Source organism: Mycoplana sp. MJR14, assembly GCF_029210525.1.
Lineage (GTDB): Bacteria > Pseudomonadota > Alphaproteobacteria > Rhizobiales > Rhizobiaceae > Mycoplana.
The window spans coordinates 211,187-234,906 of record NZ_JARGEO010000007.1 but is presented as its reverse complement, the minus strand read 5'-3'; the positions used below and the strand labels follow the sequence as shown (position 1 = coordinate 234,906).

The following is a 23,720-nucleotide window of genomic DNA, read 5'->3' as shown; positions in this document are numbered from 1 at the left end:
AAGGCGTCCGCACACCGCCTTCGGTGGGGGACCACGTTTGTGCGACGTCCTCCAACTATCATGCACAATTTTCATTTGGGGCGCCGGCGCAGGAAGAAACTGGCCCCAGTTGGGCGTAGGGCAGCCCCCGCGTCAGAGGCAGCCAAACTGTCTGCCCGGAGGGCCTACACCCTTGCCGGCCAGCGTACAAAAGTTGAATGTGTAGAATTTGGTGGAGCTAAGCGGGATCGAACCGCTGACCTCTTGCATGCCATGCAAGCGCTCTCCCAGCTGAGCTATAGCCCCATCAAGGGTCCGGCGTGGCCGGTTCCGGGATACCGAACCGGGGTTTCCCCCGGGCGGTGCGGCTTCATACTTCCGGTTTCGAAAGATGGCAAGCCGAAAAATCCGTTCCGGCCGAACTTTTTGAATTCGGCCGGAAAATCATCAGTTTAGACTTCCTCGTCGTCGCCGGTGACGCCGATGATGCCGGTCATGTCGTCGTTATCGTCGTCCTCGTCCTGCTCGAGGAAGGTGTCGTCGTCGTCATCGCCGATCTCGACGTCGTCGTCGCCCAGATCCGGCAGGTCGTCGCCGCCCGATGCCTCGTCGTCGGCGTCCTCCAGCGAAACCAGCTCGACTTCCGTGTTCTCGGTATCGACCTCGTTGACCTCTTCGTCCTCGTCCTTCTCCATGACGGCCGCAGCCGAGGTTTCCTCGAAGAAGGAGAGCGGATAGGACTTGCCCGTATAGGGCGAGACGATCGGGTCGCGGTTGAGGTCGTAGAACTTACGGCCCGTCTCCGGGTCGATGCGCTTGGTTCCAAGTTCCGGTTTTGCCACAGTCAAAGCCTCTTGAATGGCCGAATATTTCCGGCGAAGCCGGATAACCGGCGGATGGTCGGGAATAAGAATTAGCCGGTCCCCTTAATCGTCTTGTCCGCCGCTGTCAAAGCCAAACTTCGTCGGGTTTTGCGCCGGTTGCGGCGGCAGGCGCGGGACTTGAGGGATTTTCGCCGGCGGGTGGATGACGCTCGGCAAGCTTTGTGATAGCACCCCGCAGAACTTCCGGCGGCGGAACGGCAACCAGAACGCACACGCGTGCGGGTTGGCTGGCGCCTGCCCGCCCAGGCACCTCTCTACCTATGAAGGATCCAGCTCCATGTCGCATGGCGCCCAGGCAAAGCCCGCAACCGCCCGCACGTCGCAAGCCCTGTCCGGCACCGTGCGCATCCCCGGCGACAAGTCGATCTCGCACCGTTCCTTCATGTTCGGAGGGCTTGCCAGCGGCGAGACGCGGATCACCGGGCTCCTGGAGGGCGAGGACGTCATCAACACCGGCAAGGCCATGCAGGCCATGGGTGCCACGATCCGGAAAGAGGGCGACACCTGGATCATCAACGGTGTCGGCAACGGCGCGCTTCTGGCGCCGGAGGCCCCGCTCGACTTCGGCAATGCCGGCACCGGCTGCCGGCTGACCATGGGCCTCGTCGGCGTCTATGATTTCGACACCACCTTCATCGGCGACGCCTCCCTGACGAAGCGGCCGATGGGGCGCGTGCTCAATCCCTTGCGCGAGATGGGCGTGCAGGTGAAGGCGGCCGACGGCGACCGCCTGCCGGTGACGTTGCGCGGGCCGACGACACCGACGCCGATCACCTACCGCGTGCCGATGGCGTCCGCCCAGGTGAAGTCGGCCGTGCTGCTCGCCGGCCTCAACACCCCGGGTATCACGACCGTCATCGAGCCGGTCATGACGCGCGACCACACCGAGAAGATGCTGCAGGGCTTCGGCGCCAATCTCACCGTCGAGACCGATGCTGCCGGCGTCCGCACGATCCGGCTGGAAGGACAGGGCAAGCTGACCGGCCAGGTCATCGACGTGCCGGGCGACCCCTCCTCCACCGCCTTCCCGCTGGTCGCGGCGCTGCTGGTGCCGGGCTCCGACGTGACCATCCTCAACGTCCTGATGAACCCGACCCGCACCGGCCTGATCCTGACGCTGCAGGAAATGGGCGCCAACATCGAGGTGCTGAACGCGCGGCTCGCCGGCGGCGAGGACGTGGCGGACCTGCGCGTGCGCCATTCCCACCTCAAGGGCGTCACCGTGCCGGAAGAGCGCGCGCCGTCGATGATCGACGAATACCCGATCCTCGCCGTCGCCGCGGCCTTCGCGGAAGGAGCGACGGTGATGAACGGGCTGGAGGAACTGCGGGTGAAGGAAAGCGACCGGCTGTCCGCGGTCGCGGACGGGCTGAAGCTGAACGGCGTCGACTGCGACGAGGGCGAAGCCTCGCTCGTCGTGCGCGGCCGCCCGGACGGCAAGGGGCTCGGCAATGCCACGGGTGCCGCCGTCGCCACCCATCTCGACCACCGCATCGCCATGAGCTTCCTCGTCATGGGGCTCGTCTCCGAGCATCCGGTCACGGTCGACGACGCGACGATGATCGCGACCAGCTTTCCCGAGTTCATGGGGCTGATGACGGGGCTCGGGGCCAGGATCGAGCAGCAGCCGGCCTAGGATCGGGACCTGGCCGTCTTGCGCGGTTGCCGCAGGTGCGCGGCCTGCGCTTCACGAAGATGCCAGCCACATGTGACCGGTCGCAACGGCAGAATGTGTGGCGAACCCTTGGCATCACGCACCGTTTTCCGCTAACACGCTTCGTGAAGCGGATATGACGCAAGGATGCGAAATGACGACGATTGCCATCGACGGTCCAGCGGCTGCCGGCAAGGGTACGTTGTCGCGCCGGATTGCCGAGGCCTACGGCTATCACCATCTCGATACCGGCCTGACCTATCGCGCGACGGCAAAAGCGCTGCTCGATCGCGGCCTGCCGCTCGATGACGAGGCGATCGCCGCCGACGTCGCGCGCAATCTCGACCTTTCCGGGCTCGACCGCGCCGTTCTCTCCGCGCACGGGATCGGCGAGGCAGCCTCGAAGATCGCCGTCATGCCGGCCGTCCGCCGTGCGCTCGTCGAGGCGCAGCGGGAGTTCGCCGCGCGCGAGCCGGGAACGGTCCTCGACGGCCGCGACATCGGCACCGTCGTCTGCCCGGACGCCACGGTGAAGCTCTACGTGACGGCGTCTGCCGACATCCGCGCCCGGCGGCGCTATGACGAGATCATCGCCGGCGGCGGGACTGCGGACTACGACGCGGTCTTCGAAGACGTCCGCCGCCGCGATGCGCGCGACATGGGGCGCGTCGACAGCCCCTTGCGGCCGGCGGAAAACGCGCACTTGCTTGATACGTCCGAAATGAGTATAGAGGCGGCGTTTTCGGCGGCGAAATCCATCATCGACGCCGCCCTTAAGCACTAGAGCGACAAGCCGTCCCCGCGCCGGTTTTGCTTCCGATCATGGAAGCGGACGTGCCTCGCTCATTGTCAACGCTAACCCCCGGCGCCCGTGCCTTCTCCGGCACACCAGGAGTTTCCATGTCCCAAGCTAATCCCACGCGCGACGATTTCGCAGCCCTGCTGCAGGAATCCTTCGCCACCCACGACCTGGCCGAAGGCTATGTCACCAAGGGCCTCATCACCGCCATCGAGAAGGACGTCGCGATCGTCGACGTCGGCCTCAAGGTCGAAGGGCGCATCGCGCTCAAGGAATTCGGCGCCAAGTCCAAGGACGGCACGCTGAAGGTCGGCGACGAAGTCGAAGTCTATGTCGAGCGCATCGAAAACGCTCTCGGCGAAGCCGTTCTGTCGCGCGAGAAGGCTCGCCGCGAAGAGAGCTGGGCCAAGCTCGAAGTCAAGTTCGAGGCCGGCGAGCGCGTCGAAGGCGTCATCTTCAACCAGGTCAAGGGTGGCTTCACCGTCGATCTCGACGGCGCCGTCGCCTTCCTGCCGCGTTCGCAGGTCGACATCCGTCCGATCCGCGACGTCACCCCGCTCATGCACAACCCGCAGCCCTTCGAAATCCTCAAGATGGACAAGCGCCGCGGCAACATCGTCGTTTCGCGTCGTACGGTTCTCGAAGAGTCCCGTGCCGAGCAGCGCTCCGAGATCGTTCAGAACCTCGAAGAGGGCCAGGTTGTTGACGGCGTCGTCAAGAACATCACCGACTACGGTGCGTTCGTCGACCTCGGCGGCATCGACGGCCTGCTGCACGTCACCGACATGGCCTGGCGCCGCGTCAACCATCCGTCGGAGATCCTGTCCATCGGCCAGCAGGTCAAGGTTCAGATCATCCGCATCAACCAGGAAACCCACCGCATCTCGCTCGGCATGAAGCAGCTCGAGAGCGATCCGTGGGATGGCATCGGCACCAAGTACCCGGTCGGCAAGAAGATATCCGGTACCGTCACGAACATCACCGACTACGGTGCGTTCGTCGAGCTGGAGCCTGGCATCGAAGGCCTGATCCACATCTCCGAGATGTCCTGGACCAAGAAGAACGTACACCCCGGCAAGATCCTGTCCACGAGCCAGGAAGTCGACGTTGTCGTTCTCGAAGTCGACCCGACCAAGCGCCGCATCTCGCTCGGCCTCAAGCAGACGCTCGAGAACCCGTGGGAAGCCTTCGCGCACAGCCATCCGGCTGGCACCGAGGTTGAAGGCGAAGTCAAGAACAAGACCGAGTTCGGCCTGTTCATCGGCCTCGACGGCGACGTCGACGGCATGGTCCACCTCTCCGACCTCGACTGGAACCGTCCGGGCGAGCAGGTCATCGAGGAGTACAACAAGGGCGACGTCGTCAAGGCTGTCGTTCTCGACGTGGACGTCGACAAGGAGCGCATCTCGCTCGGTATCAAGCAGCTCGGCCGCGATTCGGTCGGCGAAGCTGCCGCTTCCGGCGACCTGCGCAAGAACGCCGTCGTCTCGTGCGAAGTCACCGCGATCAACGACGGCGGCATCGAAGTCCGTCTCGTGAACCATGAGGACATCTCCTCGTTCATCCGCCGCGCCGACCTGTCGCGCGACCGTGACGAGCAGCGTCCGGAGCGGTTCTCGGTCGGCCAGGTCGTCGACGCCCGCGTGCTGAACTTCTCCAAGAAGGACCGCAAGATCCAGCTGTCGATCAAGGCTCTGGAAATCGCCGAAGAGAAGGAAGCCGTCGCACAGTTCGGTTCGTCCGACTCCGGCGCTTCGCTCGGCGACATCCTGGGCGCGGCCCTGAAGAACCGCCAGAACAACGAGTAATCGTTTTCTGACCGCATGAATGCGAAGCCCGCGGGGAGCGATCCCCGCGGGCTTTTTCGTTTCCGGCTGCCGGTACCAGGACCCGGCTCCGTCAGGTCCAGTACTCGCCGAGTTTCTGGTAGAAGGCGAAGCCGGGATCCGGCGGGCCGACGAGATCGTCGATCTTCTGGCGGCGCCTTGCCATCTCCGGCGTATCGGCTTCGTCCGCGGCCTGGCCCTCGGCCCCCTCGCCCGCATCGCCTCCGGCCGTCTCCCCGTCCGTTCCGTTCTCTCCGCCCGTATCGTTCGTGTCTTCCTCGTCCCCGGACGGCTCGTGACGGCGGCGGTCTTCCGTTTCCAGGTCGTCCTGTGCGGGCAGGTAGGGCACGAAGGGGACGGCGAGGCCGTCGCGGAACTGCGGCAGGGCGGCGCGCTCGGGCAGTTGCGGCGGCAGCGGCATGGCCGACGGGCGCGCCGGCGCTTCGCCATCCTCTGGCGTTACCGGCGGCCGTCCGGCAAGCGTCTCGTCCTCGAGGGTGCCCTGGGGCTGGGCAGTCGGCGTCGTCGCACGCGCAGCCTCGGCCGTCGAGGGACCCCGCATAGGATCGCCGGCCGCGACGGCCGGCCGCTCCGCCATGGCGTCCTCGCGGCGCAGGCTTGCGGCCGGATCATCGCCGTCCTCGGCCACGTCCGGCATGGCCGTCGTCGGCGTGGCGGATTCCGGCAGCTCTGGCAGAGGCGCCTGGAGCAGCAGGCGCAGCACCAGAGCCTCATCGGCGGTGAGATCGGCGACGATGTCCGCGATCATGCGCAACACGCCCTCATATTCACGGCCGGCGGCAGAAGCGGGGAGGGTCGTCGAAATGGCCGAGCCGCGCGCGGCCTCGGGGGCCGTCGTGCTCCTGTCTGCGATCGCGGGCTGTCCCCGGTCCGAGGCTCCGGCGCGGACAGGCGCCGGCCCGTTTGCCGGCAGGCGGCCTGCCTCGGCGTTCGCGGGCATGGCCGGGGCACGAGCTGGCGCGGCAGGCGCTTCCGGCGTTCGCTGTTGCGGCTGGCCGGCGTCCATGCGCTTTCCAGCCGATGCAGCGGCATCCTGCTGCGGCGGTGGCGGGGCGGAGGCGGAGCGGGAGCCGCTCCGCGCCGTGCGGTCGGTCAGGGGCTCGGCGCCGCCTTCGAAGAGCCGGCGCAGCGCTGCCTGCAGCGAACGGCCGTCGCCGCCCGCCTCTCTTTGCCGCTGGCGGTCGTTCTTCGCAGCGACGGCAAGCTGCGCCTCGCCGGGAATGAACCGGGGTTGCGAGGCCGCCGGACCGGCCGGCTTTCCGGCCGGCTCCTTGACGGCGGCCAGCAGCGCCTGCGCCAGACGCTGGGCGTCCGGGCCGGCGGGATTGCGGATGATCTCCATCAGGATCCGGGTCGGCGCGGTGGCGAGCACGGTCGCCAGCAGCCGCTCGGCGGCAGGGCGCATCTCGGCGGGCAGCCGGGCGATGAGGAGCGCCAGGCGCTTCGTCGCATCGCCGTCCGTCCCCTCGCGGGGAGGAAGCGCCTTCATCGCCTCCAGCAGCACCTCGAGCAGTTGCCGGGCGACATTGCCCTTGTCGCCGCCCTGCTCGAGCTGGCGCATCATCGCCTCGAGCAGGCGCAGCAGGACGGCGGCGCGCAGGTTCGCCAGGGCCTCGGGGGACAGTTGTTGCCGGGCGGGCACCGGCGCCGCCTCGGTCGCCGGGTCCTGCGCCGAAGGGATCGGGACTGTGACAGGCGTCGCAATGCGCGGCAGCATCACCATCTCCATGAGGCATCTTCGCAGTGCTGCCGTCCGGCAGGCACGATGCCGCTCTCCAACGATCCATTTTCAGGCTGGCGAGGCATCATGCGCGCCAAAGAGATTGACTGGCTGCTGGCAGTCCGCGCGGCGGGAGGCTTCGCCTCGGATCTCGGCCCGCGGTGCCGAAACGTCTACCGGAACGAGGCCCGGCACCTTCGCTGCCGACCAGAATGCCATGCATTCGCGTCGGGTACGCACCAATGACCATGAAATGACAGATTATGGTTAACGAACCGTTAGCGGACACGCGGGACCGGCTGGGGCACCGCCGGGGCTTGCGGGCCGGCGGGCGATCGCCGATGATCGCCGGACGGCTGGCGAGGGCCGCCCCTGCCCGCGCCGCGATCGGAAGGTTGATGGATCATGTCCGTGCGTCCGCCCCGGTTTTTCGACCGGCACCACTCCACCGGACTGAACGTGCTCGAATACGAGCTCCTGTCGGAGCGCGCCGATGCGCTCGGTCGTCATGGGCTCAAGGTGGAGAAGGCGCTGGAGCAGCTCCGGGAGAGGACGGCCGCGGGGTGCGGCGCGGACCAGCGGCAGGCGCTTCTGGATGCGGCCGCCGATGCCGTCTGGGCCTTCTTCATCCAGCGCGAGATCTGCGGCCTGCGCGATCAGCGCGATCTCATCCGACGCTATGAAATCCCGAAAGAGGTGCTGGCGCGGGTCGGGATCGTGCGCAAGCCTGAACCCGGGCGGTCCTGACGCCGCTCAGGCGGCCTCGCGGCGCAGCAGTTCGTAGATGCCGATCTCGTCGACCGGAAGCACGAGGATCGGATCGAGCGCGCCGGTGCGCTCTTGGCGCTCGATGTCCTCGAGCGGCGCTGCCGCCCCCTCGCCGTCCGCTTCGGAGAAACCTTCGGCCGTCTGGCCGGTCGCGTCCGCTTCGGCGCCGGCCTTCGCTTCGCCGGAGAGCTCGTCGGTCGCCTTCTCGTTTCCGGACGGCACGGCGGCGAGGATCTGGATCAGCTCGATGCTGCCTTCGGCAGGCGTCTTCGGCTCCTCGCCCGGCTCCGTCTCTTCGGCCCCGTCGAGGTGCTCCTTGACGGCTTCCTGCAGGTCCTGGACGTCCTCGAGTTTCTCCGAAGCCTCCAGGTCCTGGATCTTCTGCTCGCGCTCCGCCTTCGTCTCCTCGTCCTCGATCCGGCCGGGCTCGGACTTCGTGCGGGCCTGCTTCAGCTCTTCGAGCGTCTTCGGATCGGCGACGTCCTCGAGCCGCTGGATGACCTTGCGCATCTCGCGCGTCATCGACCGCTCGCTCTCGACCTTTTCGGACAGCGCGTTCTTCACCTTCAGCCCGGTATCGCTCCAGGGGTTGGCGATCGCGGCGATCATGTCCTCGGCGCTGAGGCCGAGTTCGGCAAGGCCGGTAGCCTCCTCCAGCGCCGTGACGCTCTTCGGCAGGGCCAGCCGCGTCTCCGTCAGTGCCGTGGACAGCTGCGCCTCGAAATCCTCCTCCTCGCCCGTAAGCCCGGCGCCTTCGGCAACGCGCGCGGCAAGCGCGGCCATCGGATCGGTCGATCCGTTCGCGCCGTCGCGCAGCACGGCGATGACGTCGTCTGCGGTGACATCCAGCGATTCGAGCGTGATCTTCACTGGCTGGCCGAGCGAATCGGTCTTGGAAAAGCCGAGCATCGTCACCGCATCGCTCAGCCGGCGCGCGAAGTCGCGGCTCGATTCGTCGGCTTGCTGGGTGAGGCCGAGCGCGTCGGAGAAACGGGCGACAAGGGTGGCAAACGGGTCGGGATCGATCTTCAGGGCGCCGAAGAAATAGGCGTTGATCTTCTCGTTCGCCGCAACGGTCGGCGGATCGGGGGAGGTCGCGACGACCTTGTCCTCCCGCTCCCGGCCCTTCGCCTTGTCGTCTTCCTCGCGCCGGCGGGCCTCGATGTTTTCGAGCATCGAGCCCAGCTGCGTGGTCGCGAACTGACCTACCGATGACTGAAGGGGCGGGAGCATGACGCTATCCTGGCTGCAAGATCGATCGATTTTGCAACGGAAGATAGAGTGACAGGGTTAAGTAAAAGTAACAACGGGCTTCCTGCTTCTTGCGAGAGGACGGCGATCAACTGTGGGCGAAGATATCGGTCTCCTCCCAGCCGAGCAGGTCGAGTTTGGCCCGGGTCGGCAGAAAGGCGAAGCAGGCTTCGGCATGCTGCAGGCGGCCGTCGCGGACGAGGCGCGCCATCAGCTTGTCGCGCAGGGCATGCAGATGCAGTACGTCGGACGCCGCATATTCGAGCTGTGCGGGCGACAGCGTCTCCGCCGCCCAGTCGGAGGACTGCTGCTGTTTGGAAATGTCGACCTCCAGAAGCTCCTTCAGATTGTCCTTCAACCCGTGGCGATCGGTGTAGGTGCGCGTCAGCCGCGAGGCGATCTTGGTGCAGAAGACTGGGGAACAGGTGACGCCGAAGGTGTGGAACAGGACGGCGATGTCGAACCTGCCGTAGTGGAAGATCTTCTGGCGCGAGGGATCGCTCAGCATGGCGACGAGATTGGGCGCACGCGTCTGCCCGGCGGCGATCTTGATGACGTCCGCCGTGCCGTCGCCCGGCGAGAGCTGGACGACGCACAGCCGGTCGCGGCGCGGAATCAGTCCCAGCGTCTCGGTGTCGATGGCGATGGCGCCGTTGTAGCGCGCGGCATCGGCGGCTGAAATGTCGCCCTCGTGATATCGTATTGCATTGGCCATAGGGCACCCCACATGAATGTGCATCGAACGTGAACGCGCTATATCGCATGTTTGCCCGACGGGGTACTGCCGAATGGCGCCATTGCGGCTCAATCGAACGGACTGACATGAAAATCCAGCGGACAACCGGCATGACGGGCTCACTCCTGACGCTGATCGTGGCGCTGCTCCTGACGATGCAGCCATCGCCCGGCCTCGCCCAGCAGCCCGGCGCCTTCGCCGACCGGCGCTATCCGTTCACCGACCTGCCGGGCGTCACCACGCAGGACGAGGCCGAGGCGGCCGACGCGGTGGTCTGCACCCAGACCTTCGATACGGACGACAACCGGATGCGGCGCTTCGGCGAAGCCAGCCGCCCGATCTATACCTGCACGCAGAACGGCAGGACCTTTTCCAGCGAACGGCCGCCGCTGTCGCGCGAGCGGGACCTGCGTGGCATCGGTTGGTGAGGCTGGCCGGACGGCTTGCGTTTGCCGGATTCATGCTATCAATCCTCCGAAAGACCGGCGTCGCCGGATGGGAGGAGACCATGACCGATAGCAAGCCAGTGGCCATCAGCGCGCCGGAGCCGCGCACGCTCGACCTGATCTTTTCGCCGGAGGCGCTGACGCGGCTGAAGGAGACCTACCGCATCGTCGAGGCGGATCCGGAGGATATCGCCGGGCTCGGCGATGGGACCCTGTCGGAGGCCCGCTACATCATCGGCCAGCCGCCGCTGACCGCCGAGACACTGGCCCGGATGCCGAACCTGCGCTGCATCCTCAACGTCGAGAGCAACCTGATCAACAACATGCCCTACGACATCCTGTTTGCCCGCGGCATCCATGTGGTGACCACCGGACAGGTGTTCGCCGAGCCGGTGGCGGAACTGGGGCTCGCGATGGCGCTCAATCTCGCGCGCGGGGTGATCGACGCCGACCTCGATTTTCGCGAGGGACGCGAGCGCTGGGGCGGCGAGGGCAACGCGGGCGCCCGGCTGCTCTCGGGTTCCGATATCGGCATCATCGGCTTCGGCGACCTCGGCAAGGCGCTCGCCCGGGTGCTTTCGGGGTTCCGCGCCCGGGTGCGCGTGTTCGACCCGTGGCTGCCGCCGTCGATGCTGGCGGATGCCGGTGTCGAGCCTTCCCCGCTGGACACGGTCCTTTCCGAAAGCGACTTCCTGTTCGTGGTGGCCGCGGTCACGAGCGAGAACAAAGGGTTTCTCGGCAGCGAAGCCTTTTCGCGGATGCGCCAGGGGGCGGCCTTCATCCTGCTCAGCCGCGCCGACGTGGTCGATTTCGACGCGCTGACGGCGGCGGTCGAGCGGGGCCATATCGTGGCGGCAAGCGACGTCTTTCCCGAAGAGCCGCTTGCCGCCGATCACCCGGTCCGCCGCCTGAAGGGCTTCATCCGCTCGGCGCACCGGGCCGGCGCGCTCGACAGCGCCTTCAAGAAGATGGGCGACATGGTGCTGGAGGACATGGCGCTGATGGACCGCGGCCTGCCGCCGATGCGCTGCAAGCGGGCCGAGCGGGAAACCGTGTCGCGGATGCGCTCGCGGCCCGTCAGCGTGAACTGACCATCGCTCGCGATGCCCGGCGCTGCGCCCGCGGGCCCGAAGGCGGCTTTCAGGCAGCCGAGCTCACCGCATCGCCCGCGGCGGTTGCCACCGCCCTGATGGTCGCCACCCAGGCCCGGGCGATGGCCAGGCCCGCCGCATCGGCGGCCGGGCCGTGCGTCGATGCGATCTCGTCGAAGCGGCCGGTCCAGCCGGGGGCCATGCGCTCGATCTGCTCGGGGAAGGTATCGCGCCACCACGCGGCCACCGTCCGGTCCACCTCGAAATGAAACTGCGTTCCATAGGTCGCCCTGCCGATCCGGTAGGCCTGGTTGGCGGCGGCGGCATTTCCGGCCAGCCGCACGGCGCCGTGCGGGAGCGTGAAGGTGTCGTTGTGCCACTGGAAGATCGGAAACGGGCCGCCGACGGCTGAAAGCAGCGGATCCGCCAGGCCCTCTTCGGTCGGCTGGATCTCGTGCCAGCCGAACTCGGTCGCCGCGCCGATCAGGTTGTCCGAGCCGTAGCTTCGCGCCAGCAGCTGGCTGCCGAGGCAGACGCCGAGAACCGACCGGCCGGCATCGCCGAACCTGCGCATCAGCGCGCAGAGGGCGGGCAGGTAGGGAAAGTTTTCGTCGTCGACCGCCGACTGCGGCCCGCCCATCACGACCAGCGCATCGTGGCCGGCCTCGTCCTCGGGGAGCGATTCTCCGGCATGCGGCCGGCAGCGGACGATCTCCGCGCCCGCCTCCAGCAGCGCCACTTCGATCTGCCCGAGGGCGGTATGCCTGTCGTTCTCCACCACCAGTACGCGCATGGGCCTCTCCCGAATCCTGCCACCAGACAAGCACGGGGCTCGATCGCGTTCAAGGACGCCAGCACGCCGTCAGGCAGGCCCCTTGAACAGGACGTTCTGGTCGAGGAGATAGCGGGCGAACAGCGGCAGGCTGGCGGCGCCGATGGTGCGCGCATGGCTGCCCGCCTCCCCCTCCAGGATCTCCGGCATGATCACGCCCTGCAGGTCGTGCTGGTCGAGGGCCGCACGCGTGGCCGCGACGATGCGTTCGCGCACCCAGGCGGGGAAGCCGCCGTCGATGACGGCGGCGGAGAAGTCGATCACCGAGGCGGCCGCGATGACGGCCTGGGCCAGTGCGGCGGCGGTGTCCTGGATCCAGGTCTCCAGCGGCGCGCCGAAATCGATCCAGTCGTCCGGCGAATACCAGAGCGGCTTCGGATCGATGCCGCTGGCGCGCAACTGATTCTCCAGGACGAAGATCGAGGCGATCTTCAGGAGCTGCACGGTCCTGCCGTCGCGGCCCTGGACAGGAAGCGGGCCGATGGCGCCGGCCGTGCCGGTGCGCCCGGAAAACAGCGCCGAGTTGAGCACGACACCGCCGCCGATGAAGGAGCCGATGAAGAGATAGATGAAATCCGGATAGCGCTGGCCGAGGCCGAACACCAGCTCGGCGGCGCAGGCGCTGGTGGCATCGTTGTGCAGGAACACCGGATGGGACACCCTGGCCGCGACTTCGCGCTGCAGGTCCATGCCGTGCCACAGGTCCATGTCCTTCTGTGGCGCGCCGACCTCCTCGGCCCAGTTCCACAGCTCGAACGGCGCGGCGACGCCGACGCCGGCGATGCGGGCGCGCTGATCCTGATCCAGTCTTGCCTCGAGCTCGGCGATGCCGTCGACGATGAACGCCAGGACCTCGTCCGGCATGGGATAGGCGTAGATCCGGCGCACCTGCAACCGCACCCTGCCGACGAAATCCATGACCGCGAGCTCGGCGCTGCGCCGGCCGATCTTGACCCCGAAGGAATAGACCGCGTCGGGATTGAGCCGCATCGGCGTCGACGGCTGGCCAACCCGGCCGCGGGTGGGCTCGCCGCGGATCAAAAGCCCGTCGGCCTCCAGCGCGCGCATGATGACGGTGACGGTCTGGGCCGACAGGCCGCTGCGCCGCGCGATCTCGGCCTTCGAAAGCGCGCCGTGGCGGCGGACCAGCGACATGACGAGCCGCTCGTTATAGGCCCGCACGCGCACCTGGTTCGACCCGCCGGACGGGTCGAGGATCGTCGCCGGCGATGCTGCCGATACGCTGTCCTCAGGCATGCGAATTCCTCCCGAACCGGGCCTTTCGAATTGTCCGCCGTGTCGTCTCCGCCGCCGCAAGAAGGAGCGGCTTCGTTCGCCTCGGCCTACGCCCTGGTTTGCCGCAGCATGCCACATCGAATTAATAATTCAATTCGATTTATTTATTGACAGAAACATTTTTCAGTGGTTCCTTTTGTGACGGAAGCCTGATCGACGGCCGCAGAGGAGCGGCGCGGATCGGCATCCGGACGGCGCTGCGCCGTTCCGTTTTGTCCTTGGGAGGATTGCATGAAGACCACGATTGTGAGCGCCGCTCTCGGCGCACTTGCGCTTGGCGTTGCCTTTTCCACGCCGGCCGCGGCAGCGGACGTCACCGCCTGCCTGATCACCAAGACCGACACCAATCCCTTCTTCGTCAAGATGAAGGAAGGCGCGACCGCCAAGGCCCAGGAACTCGGCGTAACGCTGAAGGCCTATGCCGGCAAGATCGACGGCGACCACGACAGCCAGGTGGCTGCGGTCGAATCCTGCATTGCCGACGGGGCCAAGGGCATCCTGATCGCCGCCTCCGACACCAAGGCGATCGTCGATCAGGTCAAGAAGGCCCAGGCGGCCGGACTGCTGGTGATCGCGCTGGATACCCCACTCGACCCGGCCACCGCTGCGGACGCCACCTTCGCGACCGACAACCTGCTCGCCGGCAAGCTGATCGGCCAGTGGGCGGCCGCCACCATGGGCGACAAGGCGAAGGACGCCAAGATCGGCTTCCTCGACCTCACCCCGTCGCAGCCGACGGTCGACGTCCTGCGCGACCAGGGCTTCATGATCGGCTTCGGCATCGACCCGAAAGACCCGAACAAGATCGGCGACGAGGACGACCCGCGCATCGTCGGCCATGACGTGACGAACGGCAACGAGGAGGGCGGCCGCACCGCCATGGAGAACCTTCTCCAGAAGGACCCGGACATCAACGTCATCCACACCATCAACGAGCCGGCAGCCGTCGGCGCCTACCAGGCGCTCAAGGCCGTGGGCAAGGAAAACGACGTGCTGATCGTCTCCGTCGACGGCGGTTGCCCGGGCGTGAAGTCGGTGACCGAAGGCGTGATCGGCGCCACCTCGCAGCAGTACCCGCTGATGATGGCCGCACTCGGCGTCGAGGCGATCAAGAAGTTCGCCGACACCGGCGAGAAGCCGAAGCCGACCGAAGGCAAGGATTTCTTCGACACCGGCGTGGCTCTCGTCACCGACAAGCCGGCCGCGGGCGTCGAATCGATCGACACCAAGGTCGGCGGCGAGAAGTGCTGGGGCTGACACGGCGTCAACCCGGCTACCGGTCGAGGGGCGGTTCTGCCGCCCCTCCCACACATCAAAACGCGTGCCTTTGACAAGAAGGCGAAAGCCGCGCAGCCTCTTTTCAGCGCCGGGCCTCGCCTGGTTTCTGGCGGGCTGTGCGCGGAACGGATCACGACCCCTCGGCAGCGGGGTCTTCGGGAGGAAAATCCATGGGCGAGCCTACAGCCGCACATTCGGCGCAGGAGTTCGAAAAGGTCCTGGCCCAGAGTTCGACGCAAGTGGCGTCGTTCGATACCCACGACAAGACGGCCGTGCAGAAGATCCAGCATTTCCTGCACTCGACGCCGGCAGCGATCCCCTTCATCGTGCTGATCGCCGCCGTCATCATCTTCGGCATTGCGCTCGGCAGCCGCTTCTTCTCGTCCTACACGCTGACGCTGATCCTGCAGCAGATCGCCATCGTCGGCATCCTGGGCGCGGCGCAGACGCTCGTCATCCTGACCGCCGGCATCGACCTTTCGATCGGCGTCATCATGGTGTTCTCGGCGGTGGTGATGGGCAACTTCGCCGTGACCTACGGCCTGCCTGCGCCGCTCGCCATCCTGGCCGGCTTCGGCGTCGGCGGCATCTGCGGCTTCGTCAACGGCTTCCTCGTCTCGCGCGTCAAGCTGCCGCCGTTCATCGTCACGCTCGGGACATGGTACGTCATCATGTCGACCAACTTCATCTACTCCGAGAACGCGACGATCCGCGAAGCCGACGTGACCGCGGTGACGCCGGTTCTGCACCTGTTCGGCCTCAGCTTCAAGGTCGGCTCGGCCGTCTTCACGGTCGGTGTCGTCATGATGGTGCTGCTGGTGTTCGGGCTCTGGTATGCGCTGAACCACACCGCCTGGGGCCGGCACCTCTATGCCGTCGGCGATGATCCGGAAGCCGCCAAGCTCTCGGGCATCCGCGTCGACCGCGTGCTGCTCGGCGCCTATACGCTGGCCGGCCTGATCGCCTCGCTCGCCGCCTGGGTCTCGATCGGCCGCAACGGCTCGATCTCGCCGTCCGCCGCCGTCACCGACTACAATCTCCAGGCCATCACCGCGGCCGTGATCGGCGGCATCTCGCTCTTCGGCGGACGCGGCTCGATCCTCGGCACGCTGATCGGCGCCATGATCGTCGGCGTCGTCTCGATGGGGCTGAACATGCTCGGCGCCGACCCGCAGTGGAAGGTCTTTTTGACCGGCGTTCTCATCATCACGGCTGTCGCCGTCGACCAGTGGATCAGAAAGGTAGCAGGCTGATGGCAGCAGAACCCATCCTCACCGCCCGCGGTCTCGTCAAGCGCTACGGCCGCGTGACCGCCCTCGACAATGCCGATTTCGACCTCTATCCCGGCGAGATCCTCGCCGTGATCGGCGACAACGGCGCGGGCAAGTCGACCCTGATCAAGGCGATCTCCGGCGCCGTCACCCCCGACGAGGGCGAGATCCGGCTCGAGGGCGAGGCGGTGCACTTCCGCTCGCCGATCGAGGCCCGCCGCGCCGGCATCGAGACCGTCTACCAGAACCTCGCGCTGTCGCCGGCGCTGTCGATCGCCGACAACATGTTTCTCGGCCGCGAGATCCGCAAGCCCGGCGTGCTCGGCAAGTGGTTCCGCAAGCTCGACCATTCGGCAATGGAGAAGTTCGCCCGCAACAAGCTTTCCGAACTCGGCCTGATGACCATCCAGAACATCAACCAGGCGGTCGAGACGCTTTCGGGCGGCCAGCGCCAGGGCGTCGCCGTCGCCCGCGCGGCGGCCTTCGGCTCCAAGGTGATCATCCTCGACGAGCCGACGGCGGCGCTCGGCGTGAAGGAAAGCCGCAAGGTGCTGGAACTGATCCTCGACGTGCGCTCGCGCGGCCTGCCCATCGTCCTGATCTCGCACAACATGCCGCACGTCTTCGAGGTTTCGGACCGCATCCATGTCCACCGCCTCGGACGGCGCCTGTGCGTGATCAATCCGAAGGAGTACACCATGTCCGACGCCGTCGCCTTCATGACCGGCGCCAAGGAGCCGCCGCGGGAAGCGCTGGCCGCATGAGCGCGACGATCGAGGAGATCGCGGGCGACCTCGTCCGCCGGGCCGATGGCGCGAAGCGCTTCCTCGTCGCCATTGCCGGCCCGCCGGGGGCCGGCAAGTCGACGATGGCCGACAGTCTCGCCGCAGCCCTCAGGGCGCGGGGCGAGAGCGCGGAAGTGCTGCCGATGGACGGCTTCCACATGGACAACGCCATCCTGATCGAGCGCGGCCTGCTGGCGCGCAAGGGCATCCCCGAGACCTTCGACGTGCGCGGTTTCATCGACATCGTCCGCGCCGTCCGCCCCGCCGACCAGGAGGTGCTGGTGCCGGTGTTCGACCGGTCGCGCGAACTGGCGATCGCCTCGGCGCGGGTGGTCTCGCCGGACCACCGCTTCATCATCGTCGAGGGCAACTACCTTCTCTTCAGCCGGGGCAAGTGGGCGGAGCTGGAGGGCATGTTCGACTTTTCGATCATGCTCGCGCCGCCGATCGAGGTGCTGGAGGAACGGCTCTGGGACCGCTGGCGGGGCTACAGGCTGAGCGAGGAGGCGGCCCGCGCCAAGGTCTACGAAAACGACCTGCCGAACGGGCGGTTGATCCTGGAGAACCGCCGCCCCGCCGACATCACGCTTGCAATCGCCTGATCCCGCCATCCCTCGTTGCATTCGCAGCCGAATCGGCGCAGCCTCGCCATAGTCGGGGACCGTCAGGGGGAGCGCATGAACTTCACGCAGGCCGTATCGACCGTCTTGTCCAAATACGCCACCTTCACCGGACGCGCCGCTCGGCCCGAATTCTGGTGGTTCGCGCTTTTCAACGTCATCGCGTCGCTGGTCACCGGGATGGTCGACCAGGCGCTCTTCGGGCACGAGGTCGTCAGCATCGTCTATGCGCTCGCGGTGCTGCTGCCGGGGCTAGCCGTCGCCGTGCGCAGACTTCACGACACCGACCGCTCCGGCTGGTGGCTGCTGATCGGCCTGGTTCCGGTGATCGGCTGGATCGTGCTGGTCTACTGGTACGCGAGCGAAGGGACCCCGGGGGCGAACCAGTTCGGACCGCCGGCCTGACCCTCCCGCAAAGCGTTTGCCACGAACGGCGCAAGGGTATAATGCCCGCGGCACAGAGACCCACCTGAGCCCCGCGGAGTCCCGGCCCATGCAAACGATCACCCTTCGCCGCCCCGACGACTGGCATCTGCACCTGCGGGACGGCGCGATGCTTCAGGGCGTGATCGGCGATACGAGCCGGCACTTCGCGCGCGCGATCATCATGCCGAACCTCGTGCCGCCGGTGGTGACGACGGCCAATGCCGCGGCCTATCGTGAGCGGATCATGGCGGCGCTGCCCGCCGGCGACCGCTTCCAGCCGCTGATGACGCTGTACCTCACCGAACAGACGAGCCCGGACGATGTCGAAGCCGGCAAGACGAGCGGGCTCATCACAGCGGTGAAGCTCTATCCCGCCGGGGCCACCACCAATTCGCATGGCGGCGTGCGCGACATCGAAAAGGCGATGCCGGTGCTGGAACGGATGGCGAAGATCGGCCTGCCGCTCTGCGTCCATGGCGAAGTGACCACCCCGGAGGTCGACATCTTCGACCGCGAGGCCGTCTTCATCGAGACGGTGCTCGATCCGCTGCGCCGGCGGCTGCCGGAGCTGAAGGTGACGATGGAACACGTCACGACGAAGGACGGCATCGACTACATCAAGGAAGCGAAAGCCAATCTCGCCGGCTCGATCACCACCCATCACCTGATCATCAACCGCAACGCCATCCTGGTCGGCGGCATCCGCCCGCACTACTACTGCCTGCCGGTCGCCAAGCGCGAGCATCACCGGCTCGCCCTGCGCGCGGCCGCCGTCTCCGGCGATCGCCGCTTCTTCCTCGGCACCGATTCCGCCCCGCATGTCGATCCCCTGAAGGAATGCGCCTGCGGTTGCGCCGGCATCTACACCGCGATCAACACGATGAGCTGCCTGGCCCACGTCTTCGAGGACGAGGGCGCACTGGACAGGCTCGAGGCCTTCACCTCGCTGAACGGCCCGGCCTGGTACGGCCTGCCGGCAAACGAGGAGACGATCACGCTGGTTCGTCGCGCGCAACCGGTCGTCTTTCCGGCCAGGATCGAGACCGGGGCCGGCCCGGTCACGGTGTTCGACCCGATGTTTGCGCTGCACTGGGACGTGGCCTGATCGCCGGCCGCAGCAATGGCCTGACGGCGTGTCATATGAAGGGGCGCCCGGTCTCCTTCAGCCCCTCCCAGCCCGATAGCTTCAGGAGCCCGTCCGGCTCCAGCACCTCGCAGCCGCCGTCCTGCCAGCGCACGAGTTTGCGGTCGGCAAGCTTGCGGATGGTCTTGTTGGTGTGCACCAGGGACAGGCCGAGCGTGTCGGCCAGGTGCTGCTGTGTGAGCGGAATCGCCTTCCGCCCGCCGTTGACGAGACCGACCGCCCGGGCGCGCTGGTGGATGTAGGACAGGAGATAGGCCGTGCGCTCGACCGCCGAGCGGCGGCCGATGCTGAGCAGGTGCTCGTCGAGGATGCGCTCCTCGTGCGCTGCGATCCAGGTGAGGTCGTAGGCCAGGGACGCATGGCGGGTGAACAGGCGGTCGAGCTTCGAGCGCTCGAAGACGCAGAGCGTGATCGGCGTCAGCGCCTCCACCGAATGATCCAGCTCCCCCATCAGCACGCCCTGGAGGCCCACGAGGTCACCGGGGAAGGCATAGTTCATGATCTGCCGGCGACCGTCGGAGAGCAGCTTGTAGCGAAAGCCGAGGCCGTTCAGGACCGTATAGATGTGCGGGCTGTGCGTCCCCTCGACCAGCACCGTCGCGCCGCGCTCGACGGACAGCTCGCCGACCTTGAACTGCGAGACGAACTCCAGTTCCCGGGCGGAGAAATCGCGGAAATGCTTCAACCCGCGCAAGGGACACTTTTCGCAAGGCGTGTGCCACTTGCCCGACGCAGGCCCCGCCGCCGTCATCGACATGGTCCCGCGGGCCTATGACACCGCGCCGTTTTCACCTGATTCATCCCGCGCCCTTCCGGTCTCGACCCTTCGGCGGAGAACGCGTGGGCCCGGCAGCGGTTCCGGAAAACAGCGACTTCCTATGTCTTTTTTAAATGACGGTTTCGCGGCGGCGGGGGAGACTGGCGCGCTGGAACGGCATCGTGCCCATTGCTTCGCACGTCCCCGTTCCCGCTTCCGCATGCCGTTGAAAGCGCCGCTGAATGAGCAAGGCCCATCCGCACGTCGCGATCGTCGAGCAGGAGTTCCTGATCGCGGTCGATGCCGAATATCTGATCAGCGAAGCGCTGGACTGCCGCGTCACCATCGCCCGCGAGGACGAGATGATGCGGTGGACGCCATCGGATCTGGCCGCGCTCGATCTCTGCCTGATCGACCTGCCGACCGAAGCGACAGGTGCCCTAGCCTTGGCCGCGCGGCTGGAGGAAATCGGGGTCGCCTTCGCCTTCACGTCGGCGTCCGATCTGCACCGCAGCGGCGCGCCAGCCTTCGAAGGGGTTCCCGTCGTCATGAAGCCCTATGACGACGTCCTGCTTGCGGTCGTGCGGCAGATGCTCGCCGACGCCCGGTGCCGTCAGAACTGACGGCCGATGCGGGCGTCGACCGACTGGCCGTTCGATCCGCGCACGGCGAAATAGAGCATGATGGCCGTCCACAGGATGGATTTTTCCGCGCCGCCCAGGCCCTCCATCTTCACGATGCCATGGAAATAGATCGTCACCGCCAGGACGATCGCCGAGGCAAGCGCGGCCGGCCGGGTGAACAGCCCGATCGCCACCAGGATTCCGCCGAAGAATTCGGTCGCAGCCAGGAGCGGCGACCAGAAGACGCCGGGATAGAAGCCCAGCCCCTCGACCATCCCCACCGCGCCGAAGGGGTTCATGATCTTGCCGTAGCCATGGGTGACGAGAAGACCGCCGGCGACGAGGCGCAGCAGCGTCTCCGCGCTCTCGTTCAGCGTGGCATAGAGGGGCCGCAGAAACGGCAGGATGAGGCCGGGGCGATGGGTGGTGGTGATATCGGTCATGCGGGTCCGCTCCAAGGATGTTGCGCTGCATCCTTGTCTCGGTCATCCTTTCGAGCGCAAGCGGGTGTCCGCGCAAAAGATGATAAACGCAGTTGACAATTCCGTGAGGTCGGCGTGCGCTGGCCGCCTTCGGCCCCGAATTGGCAGCGGAAGCAAGGAAAGGCAGACATGAGCCAGAAGCCCCGGATCACCATCCTCTACTGCACGCAGTGCAACTGGCTGCTCCGCTCCGGCTGGATGGCGCAGGAGCTCCTGCAGACCTTCGGCGACACGCTCGGCGAGGTGGCGCTCATCCCCGGTACCGGCGGCAATTTCGAGATCCGGGTGGATGGCGAACTCGTCTGGGAACGCAAGCGCGACGGCGGCTTTCCGGGGCCGAAGGAACTCAAGCAGCGCGTGCGCGACATCGTCGAGCCCGAGCGCGATCTCGGACACGTCGACAGGCCGTGAGGCGGGCGATGCCGGGCTGACGGTCCCGGAGCGCCGGCAGATCCGGCGCCATCCTATCCCTCAGCGGTACGGCGAGACGCAGACCCGATAGACGCCGCCGCCGGCGTGGTAGCGGTTCGTGGCCGGATTGTAGGTGCGATAGCGGTTCGTGCACCAGTCGACATGGGTGCCGTAACCGCTGCGAACGGCCGGGGCGTAGTACGGTCCGCCATAGGGGCGATAGATGGTGGCGCCCCGGTTGTAGGATCGATAGCCCGGCCCGTAGTACGGCGGCACGTAGGGACGATAAGGCCGGTAGATCGGCCAGGAATAGGGCCGGTAGTACGGCCGATAGACGGGACTGTAATAGGGGCCGGTGTTCCAGCAACTGTAGCCGTTGCACACGAATGCGACCGGTACGACGGCGCCGTCCCTATCAGCGGCAAGGGGTTCCGGGATCGCCATCGGCCCGGCGGCAACCGTGGACGGCAGGCCGGACGAAACGGCCAGCGCGGCCGCAACGGTAAGCAGGATGTTACGCAAGCTGAACATTTCGATCCCCTGTGCGTTTGCGGACTAGGCGTGCGCGGAGCGCGCGTTCCTGAACATGACCTCCCGCCGGGCTCGGTGTCCTGCCGTGCGATCCGGATAGCCGATGGCTGGTGGTGGCGAAGCCGGGTCGAACAAGGTCGGGCGGGACAAGCCGTCAAAAATCGGGCATGACAGATCGGACATGTCATGGGCGAGCGCCAGCATACTATAATTCGGAGCATGAGATGAGTCTGAAATTCGGAACCAGCGGACTGCGCGGCCTTTCCAGCGACCTGGAGGGGCCGCCTGCCGCTCTCTATGCAACCGCGTTTGCGCGATATCTGCTCGAAAGCGGGCTGAGCCGGAAGGGCGATACGGTGTTGATCGGACGCGACTTCCGGCCCTCGAGCCCGGCGATCGCCGCGATCGCCGCCGGTGCGCTGCGCCGCGCAGGCCTCTCGCCGCTCGACTGCGGCACGATCCCGACGCCGGCGCTGGCCCTGTTCGGGCTGGAGAAGGGGGCCGCCAGCCTGATGGTCACCGGCTCGCACATCCCCGCCGACCGCAACGGCATCAAGTTCTATCGCCCCGACGGCGAGATCGGCAAGGCGGACGAGGCGGCGATCACGCAGATCGCCGCGGCGATATCGGCCGGCGAGACGATCGACGCCACGCCCGCGACGGCCCCCGACGCGTCCGCCGAGGCCGAAACGCTCTTCCTGCAGCGCTACGAGGGGCTGCTCGCGCCGGACGCGCTCACGGGCAGGCGGATCGGCGTCTACCAGCACAGCACGGTGGCGCGCGACCTGTTCGTCACGGTGCTTTCCAGCTTCGGCGCCGATTGCGTGCCGCTCGGCCGTTCGCAGAGCTTCATCCCCGTCGACACCGAGGCCGTCCCGGCGGAAACCGTCGCCATGCTGCAGCGCTGGGCGGGCGAACACGGGCTCGACGCGATCGTCTCGGCCGACGGCGACGGCGACCGGCCGCTCGTCGCCGACGAGACCGGCACGCCGCTGCGCGGCGACCTGCTCGGCCTGATCACCGCCGGCTTCCTGGACGCGGACGTCGTGGCGACGCCGGTCACCTCCAACTCCGGCATCGAGGCGGCGGGCCGGTTCGCGGTCAGGCGCACCCGCGTCGGCTCGCCCTTCGTGATCGGCGCCATGGACGAGGCCGTGGCAGGCGGCGCAAGGGCCGTGGTCGGCTTCGAGGCGAACGGCGGCACCCTGACGGGCACGGCCTGCACCGCCAACGGCACGACGCTCGCAGCCCTTCCGACCCGCGACAGTTTCCTTCCGGCGCTTGCCGTACTCGCCCTGTCCGTCGAACGCGGACAGCCGCTGTCGGCGGTGGCCGCGAGCTTCCGCCTGCCGGCCGCCGCCGCCGACAGGCTGGAGAATTTCCCGGTCGAGACGAGTGCCGCGCTGATGGCCGAACTGCGCTCCGGCAGCCAGGCGCTCGCCGCCTTCCTCGCGCCGATCGGCACGCCCGCAGGCACGAGCGACATCGACGGGCTGCGCGTGACGCTGGAAGATGGCCGCATCATCCACTTCCGCCCCTCCGGCAACGCCCCGGAGATGCGCTGCTATGTGGAGGCGAGCGACGAAGCGGCCGCACAGGGCCTGCTTGCAGAGGGTCTGTCGCTGATCCGCGCCTGGGCGGAAAAGCGCAAAGACTGACGCCCGCACCACGGAAACGAGGGAAAAGCGCATGCCTTTGCAAAAACTTCAAAAAGCCAGTTGACACCAACGGCAGCGCCCCTTACATCCGCGTCCGTCGCCCAGATGGCGGAATTGGTAGACGCGCAGGTTTCAGGTACCTGTGCCGCGAGGCGTGGAGGTTCGAGTCCTCTTCTGGGCACCATTTCCCGTTTCAGAATATCGCTTGCGGTATCTTGAAATGACCTGAAAGACCCCGGCCCGCCGGGGTTTTTTCGTTTTTGGCGCTGCACTGCGTCTCGCCACGTGTGATTGGACACAGAAATTCTGTGGTTGCTAGTCGATACATTGCGCGGTGGGATGATACCGGGCGATTTCAACATACAAGACAAAGAAATCAGAAACTCGAGGCCGCGTGAGCTACGCAAGGGGCAAATTTCACCTTGAAACAA

General features: G+C 66.9%; 24 protein-coding genes and 2 tRNA genes. 16 read left to right on the top strand and 10 right to left on the bottom strand.

Translation table 11 applies throughout. The annotated features are described in order from the left end of the window. Positions 1-209: 209 nt before the first annotated feature. Positions 210-285: transfer RNA gene (locus tag P0086_RS17890), tRNA-Ala, on the bottom strand. A 146-nt stretch (positions 286-431) separates the two neighbouring features. Beyond that, on the bottom strand, positions 432-821 hold the full coding sequence (locus P0086_RS17885; RefSeq protein WP_112600103.1) for a TIGR02300 family protein: 390 nt from the start codon (positions 819-821) through the stop codon (positions 432-434). Positions 822-1,140: 319 nt separating this feature from the next. Between P0086_RS17885 and aroA the strand changes: the two genes are divergently transcribed. The 3 genes from aroA (at position 1,141) to rpsA (ending at position 5,124) form a co-directional block, all read left to right on the top strand. Beyond that, complete coding sequence (gene aroA / locus P0086_RS17880) at positions 1,141-2,499, top strand: 3-phosphoshikimate 1-carboxyvinyltransferase (protein WP_275787966.1); 1,359 nt, start codon at positions 1,141-1,143, stop codon at positions 2,497-2,499. Positions 2,500-2,671: 172 nt separating this feature from the next. Then, a complete protein-coding gene (cmk, locus tag P0086_RS17875; RefSeq protein WP_112608971.1) occupies positions 2,672-3,301 on the top strand; it encodes a (d)CMP kinase in 630 nt (209 codons plus the stop codon). Between the two features lie 116 nt (positions 3,302-3,417). After that, complete coding sequence (gene rpsA / locus P0086_RS17870; protein ID WP_112600106.1) at positions 3,418-5,124, top strand: 30S ribosomal protein S1; 1,707 nt, start codon at positions 3,418-3,420, stop codon at positions 5,122-5,124. 91 nt (positions 5,125-5,215) lie between these two features. Here rpsA and P0086_RS17865 read toward each other — a convergent pair whose 3' ends face one another. Beyond that, the gene (locus P0086_RS17865) at positions 5,216-6,880 is read right to left on the bottom strand and encodes a hypothetical protein (RefSeq protein ID WP_275787962.1); all 1,665 of its coding nucleotides are present in this window, start codon (positions 6,878-6,880) and stop codon (positions 5,216-5,218) included. A gap of 408 nt (positions 6,881-7,288) precedes the next feature. Here P0086_RS17865 and P0086_RS17860 point away from each other — a divergent pair, with 408 nt between their 5' ends. Further along, the gene (locus P0086_RS17860) at positions 7,289-7,630 is read left to right on the top strand and encodes a DUF6665 family protein (RefSeq protein ID WP_148149440.1); all 342 of its coding nucleotides are present in this window, start codon (positions 7,289-7,291) and stop codon (positions 7,628-7,630) included. Between the two features lie 6 nt (positions 7,631-7,636). Here P0086_RS17860 and P0086_RS17855 read toward each other — a convergent pair whose 3' ends face one another. Continuing rightward, positions 7,637-8,884 (bottom strand): hypothetical protein, encoded by a 1,248-nt coding sequence (locus P0086_RS17855; protein ID WP_275787958.1) that lies wholly within the window; start codon positions 8,882-8,884, stop codon positions 7,637-7,639. Positions 8,885-8,990: 106 nt separating this feature from the next. After that, the gene (locus tag P0086_RS17850; RefSeq protein ID WP_112600110.1) at positions 8,991-9,617 is read right to left on the bottom strand and encodes a ribonuclease D; all 627 of its coding nucleotides are present in this window, start codon (positions 9,615-9,617) and stop codon (positions 8,991-8,993) included. Positions 9,618-9,748: 131 nt separating this feature from the next. On the opposite strand from P0086_RS17850, the gene P0086_RS17845 reads away from it, so the two are divergent. Both P0086_RS17845 and P0086_RS17840 read left to right on the top strand, forming a co-directional pair. Continuing rightward, positions 9,749-10,066 carry a hypothetical protein gene (locus P0086_RS17845; RefSeq protein ID WP_275787955.1) on the top strand — a complete coding sequence of 106 codons (318 nt, stop codon included), beginning with the start codon at positions 9,749-9,751 and terminating at the stop codon, positions 10,064-10,066. Positions 10,067-10,146: 80 nt separating this feature from the next. Beyond that, positions 10,147-11,175, top strand: coding sequence for a hydroxyacid dehydrogenase (locus tag P0086_RS17840; protein WP_275787952.1), 1,029 nt, complete (start codon positions 10,147-10,149; stop codon positions 11,173-11,175). 49 nt (positions 11,176-11,224) lie between these two features. Here the strand turns inward: P0086_RS17840 and P0086_RS17835 are convergent, their stop codons facing one another. Both P0086_RS17835 and P0086_RS17830 read right to left on the bottom strand, forming a co-directional pair. Further along, entirely contained in the window at positions 11,225-11,968 is a 744-nt protein-coding gene (locus P0086_RS17835) for a type 1 glutamine amidotransferase (protein ID WP_275787949.1), read from the bottom strand. 69 nt (positions 11,969-12,037) lie between these two features. After that, positions 12,038-13,264: an ROK family transcriptional regulator gene (locus P0086_RS17830; RefSeq protein ID WP_112600478.1), complete on the bottom strand. Its 1,227-nt coding sequence runs from the start codon at positions 13,262-13,264 to the stop codon at positions 12,038-12,040. Between the two features lie 270 nt (positions 13,265-13,534). Here P0086_RS17830 and P0086_RS17825 point away from each other — a divergent pair, with 270 nt between their 5' ends. The 6 genes from P0086_RS17825 to pyrC all read left to right on the top strand — a co-directional run bounded on the left by P0086_RS17825 (position 13,535) and on the right by pyrC (position 18,788). Beyond that, the gene (locus tag P0086_RS17825; protein ID WP_148651356.1) at positions 13,535-14,560 is read left to right on the top strand and encodes a sugar ABC transporter substrate-binding protein; all 1,026 of its coding nucleotides are present in this window, start codon (positions 13,535-13,537) and stop codon (positions 14,558-14,560) included. A gap of 191 nt (positions 14,561-14,751) precedes the next feature. Then, the gene (locus tag P0086_RS17820) at positions 14,752-15,834 is read left to right on the top strand and encodes an ABC transporter permease (protein ID WP_112608957.1); all 1,083 of its coding nucleotides are present in this window, start codon (positions 14,752-14,754) and stop codon (positions 15,832-15,834) included. Further along, the gene (locus P0086_RS17815) at positions 15,834-16,616 is read left to right on the top strand and encodes an ATP-binding cassette domain-containing protein (protein ID WP_112600655.1); all 783 of its coding nucleotides are present in this window, start codon (positions 15,834-15,836) and stop codon (positions 16,614-16,616) included. Before P0086_RS17820 ends, P0086_RS17815 begins: the two co-directional genes overlap by 1 nt. Next, on the top strand, positions 16,613-17,239 hold the full coding sequence (locus P0086_RS17810) for a nucleoside triphosphate hydrolase (protein ID WP_148149447.1): 627 nt from the start codon (positions 16,613-16,615) through the stop codon (positions 17,237-17,239). Before P0086_RS17815 ends, P0086_RS17810 begins: the two co-directional genes overlap by 4 nt. A 75-nt stretch (positions 17,240-17,314) precedes the next feature. Further along, positions 17,315-17,662: a DUF805 domain-containing protein gene (locus P0086_RS17805; RefSeq protein WP_112600462.1), complete on the top strand. Its 348-nt coding sequence runs from the start codon at positions 17,315-17,317 to the stop codon at positions 17,660-17,662. 88 nt (positions 17,663-17,750) lie between these two features. Further along, complete coding sequence (gene pyrC / locus P0086_RS17800; protein WP_275787943.1) at positions 17,751-18,788, top strand: dihydroorotase; 1,038 nt, start codon at positions 17,751-17,753, stop codon at positions 18,786-18,788. Positions 18,789-18,819: 31 nt separating this feature from the next. Here the strand turns inward: pyrC and P0086_RS17795 are convergent, their stop codons facing one another. After that, positions 18,820-19,578: a Crp/Fnr family transcriptional regulator gene (locus tag P0086_RS17795; protein WP_275788008.1), complete on the bottom strand. Its 759-nt coding sequence runs from the start codon at positions 19,576-19,578 to the stop codon at positions 18,820-18,822. Between the two features lie 248 nt (positions 19,579-19,826). Between P0086_RS17795 and P0086_RS17790 the strand changes: the two genes are divergently transcribed. Further along, the gene (locus P0086_RS17790) at positions 19,827-20,207 is read left to right on the top strand and encodes a hypothetical protein (protein ID WP_275787941.1); all 381 of its coding nucleotides are present in this window, start codon (positions 19,827-19,829) and stop codon (positions 20,205-20,207) included. Here the strand turns inward: P0086_RS17790 and P0086_RS17785 are convergent. Further along, a complete protein-coding gene (locus tag P0086_RS17785) occupies positions 20,198-20,650 on the bottom strand; it encodes a DoxX family protein (RefSeq protein WP_112600659.1) in 453 nt (150 codons plus the stop codon). The genes P0086_RS17790 and P0086_RS17785 overlap by 10 nt on opposite strands. A 168-nt stretch (positions 20,651-20,818) precedes the next feature. On the opposite strand from P0086_RS17785, the gene P0086_RS17780 reads away from it, so the two are divergent. Then, positions 20,819-21,100, top strand: coding sequence for a SelT/SelW/SelH family protein (locus tag P0086_RS17780; protein ID WP_112600347.1), 282 nt, complete (start codon positions 20,819-20,821; stop codon positions 21,098-21,100). A 60-nt stretch (positions 21,101-21,160) separates the two neighbouring features. Here the strand turns inward: P0086_RS17780 and P0086_RS17775 are convergent, their stop codons facing one another. Continuing rightward, the gene (locus tag P0086_RS17775; protein ID WP_112608949.1) at positions 21,161-21,631 is read right to left on the bottom strand and encodes a BA14K family protein; all 471 of its coding nucleotides are present in this window, start codon (positions 21,629-21,631) and stop codon (positions 21,161-21,163) included. Positions 21,632-21,861: 230 nt separating this feature from the next. On the opposite strand from P0086_RS17775, the gene P0086_RS17770 reads away from it, so the two are divergent. Together P0086_RS17770 and P0086_RS17765 are read left to right on the top strand one after the other, a co-directional pair. Then, positions 21,862-23,289, top strand: coding sequence for a phosphomannomutase (locus P0086_RS17770; RefSeq protein WP_275788005.1), 1,428 nt, complete (start codon positions 21,862-21,864; stop codon positions 23,287-23,289). 99 nt (positions 23,290-23,388) lie between these two features. Continuing rightward, positions 23,389-23,473 (top strand) — tRNA-Leu (locus P0086_RS17765). Positions 23,474-23,720 lie beyond the last annotated feature (247 nt).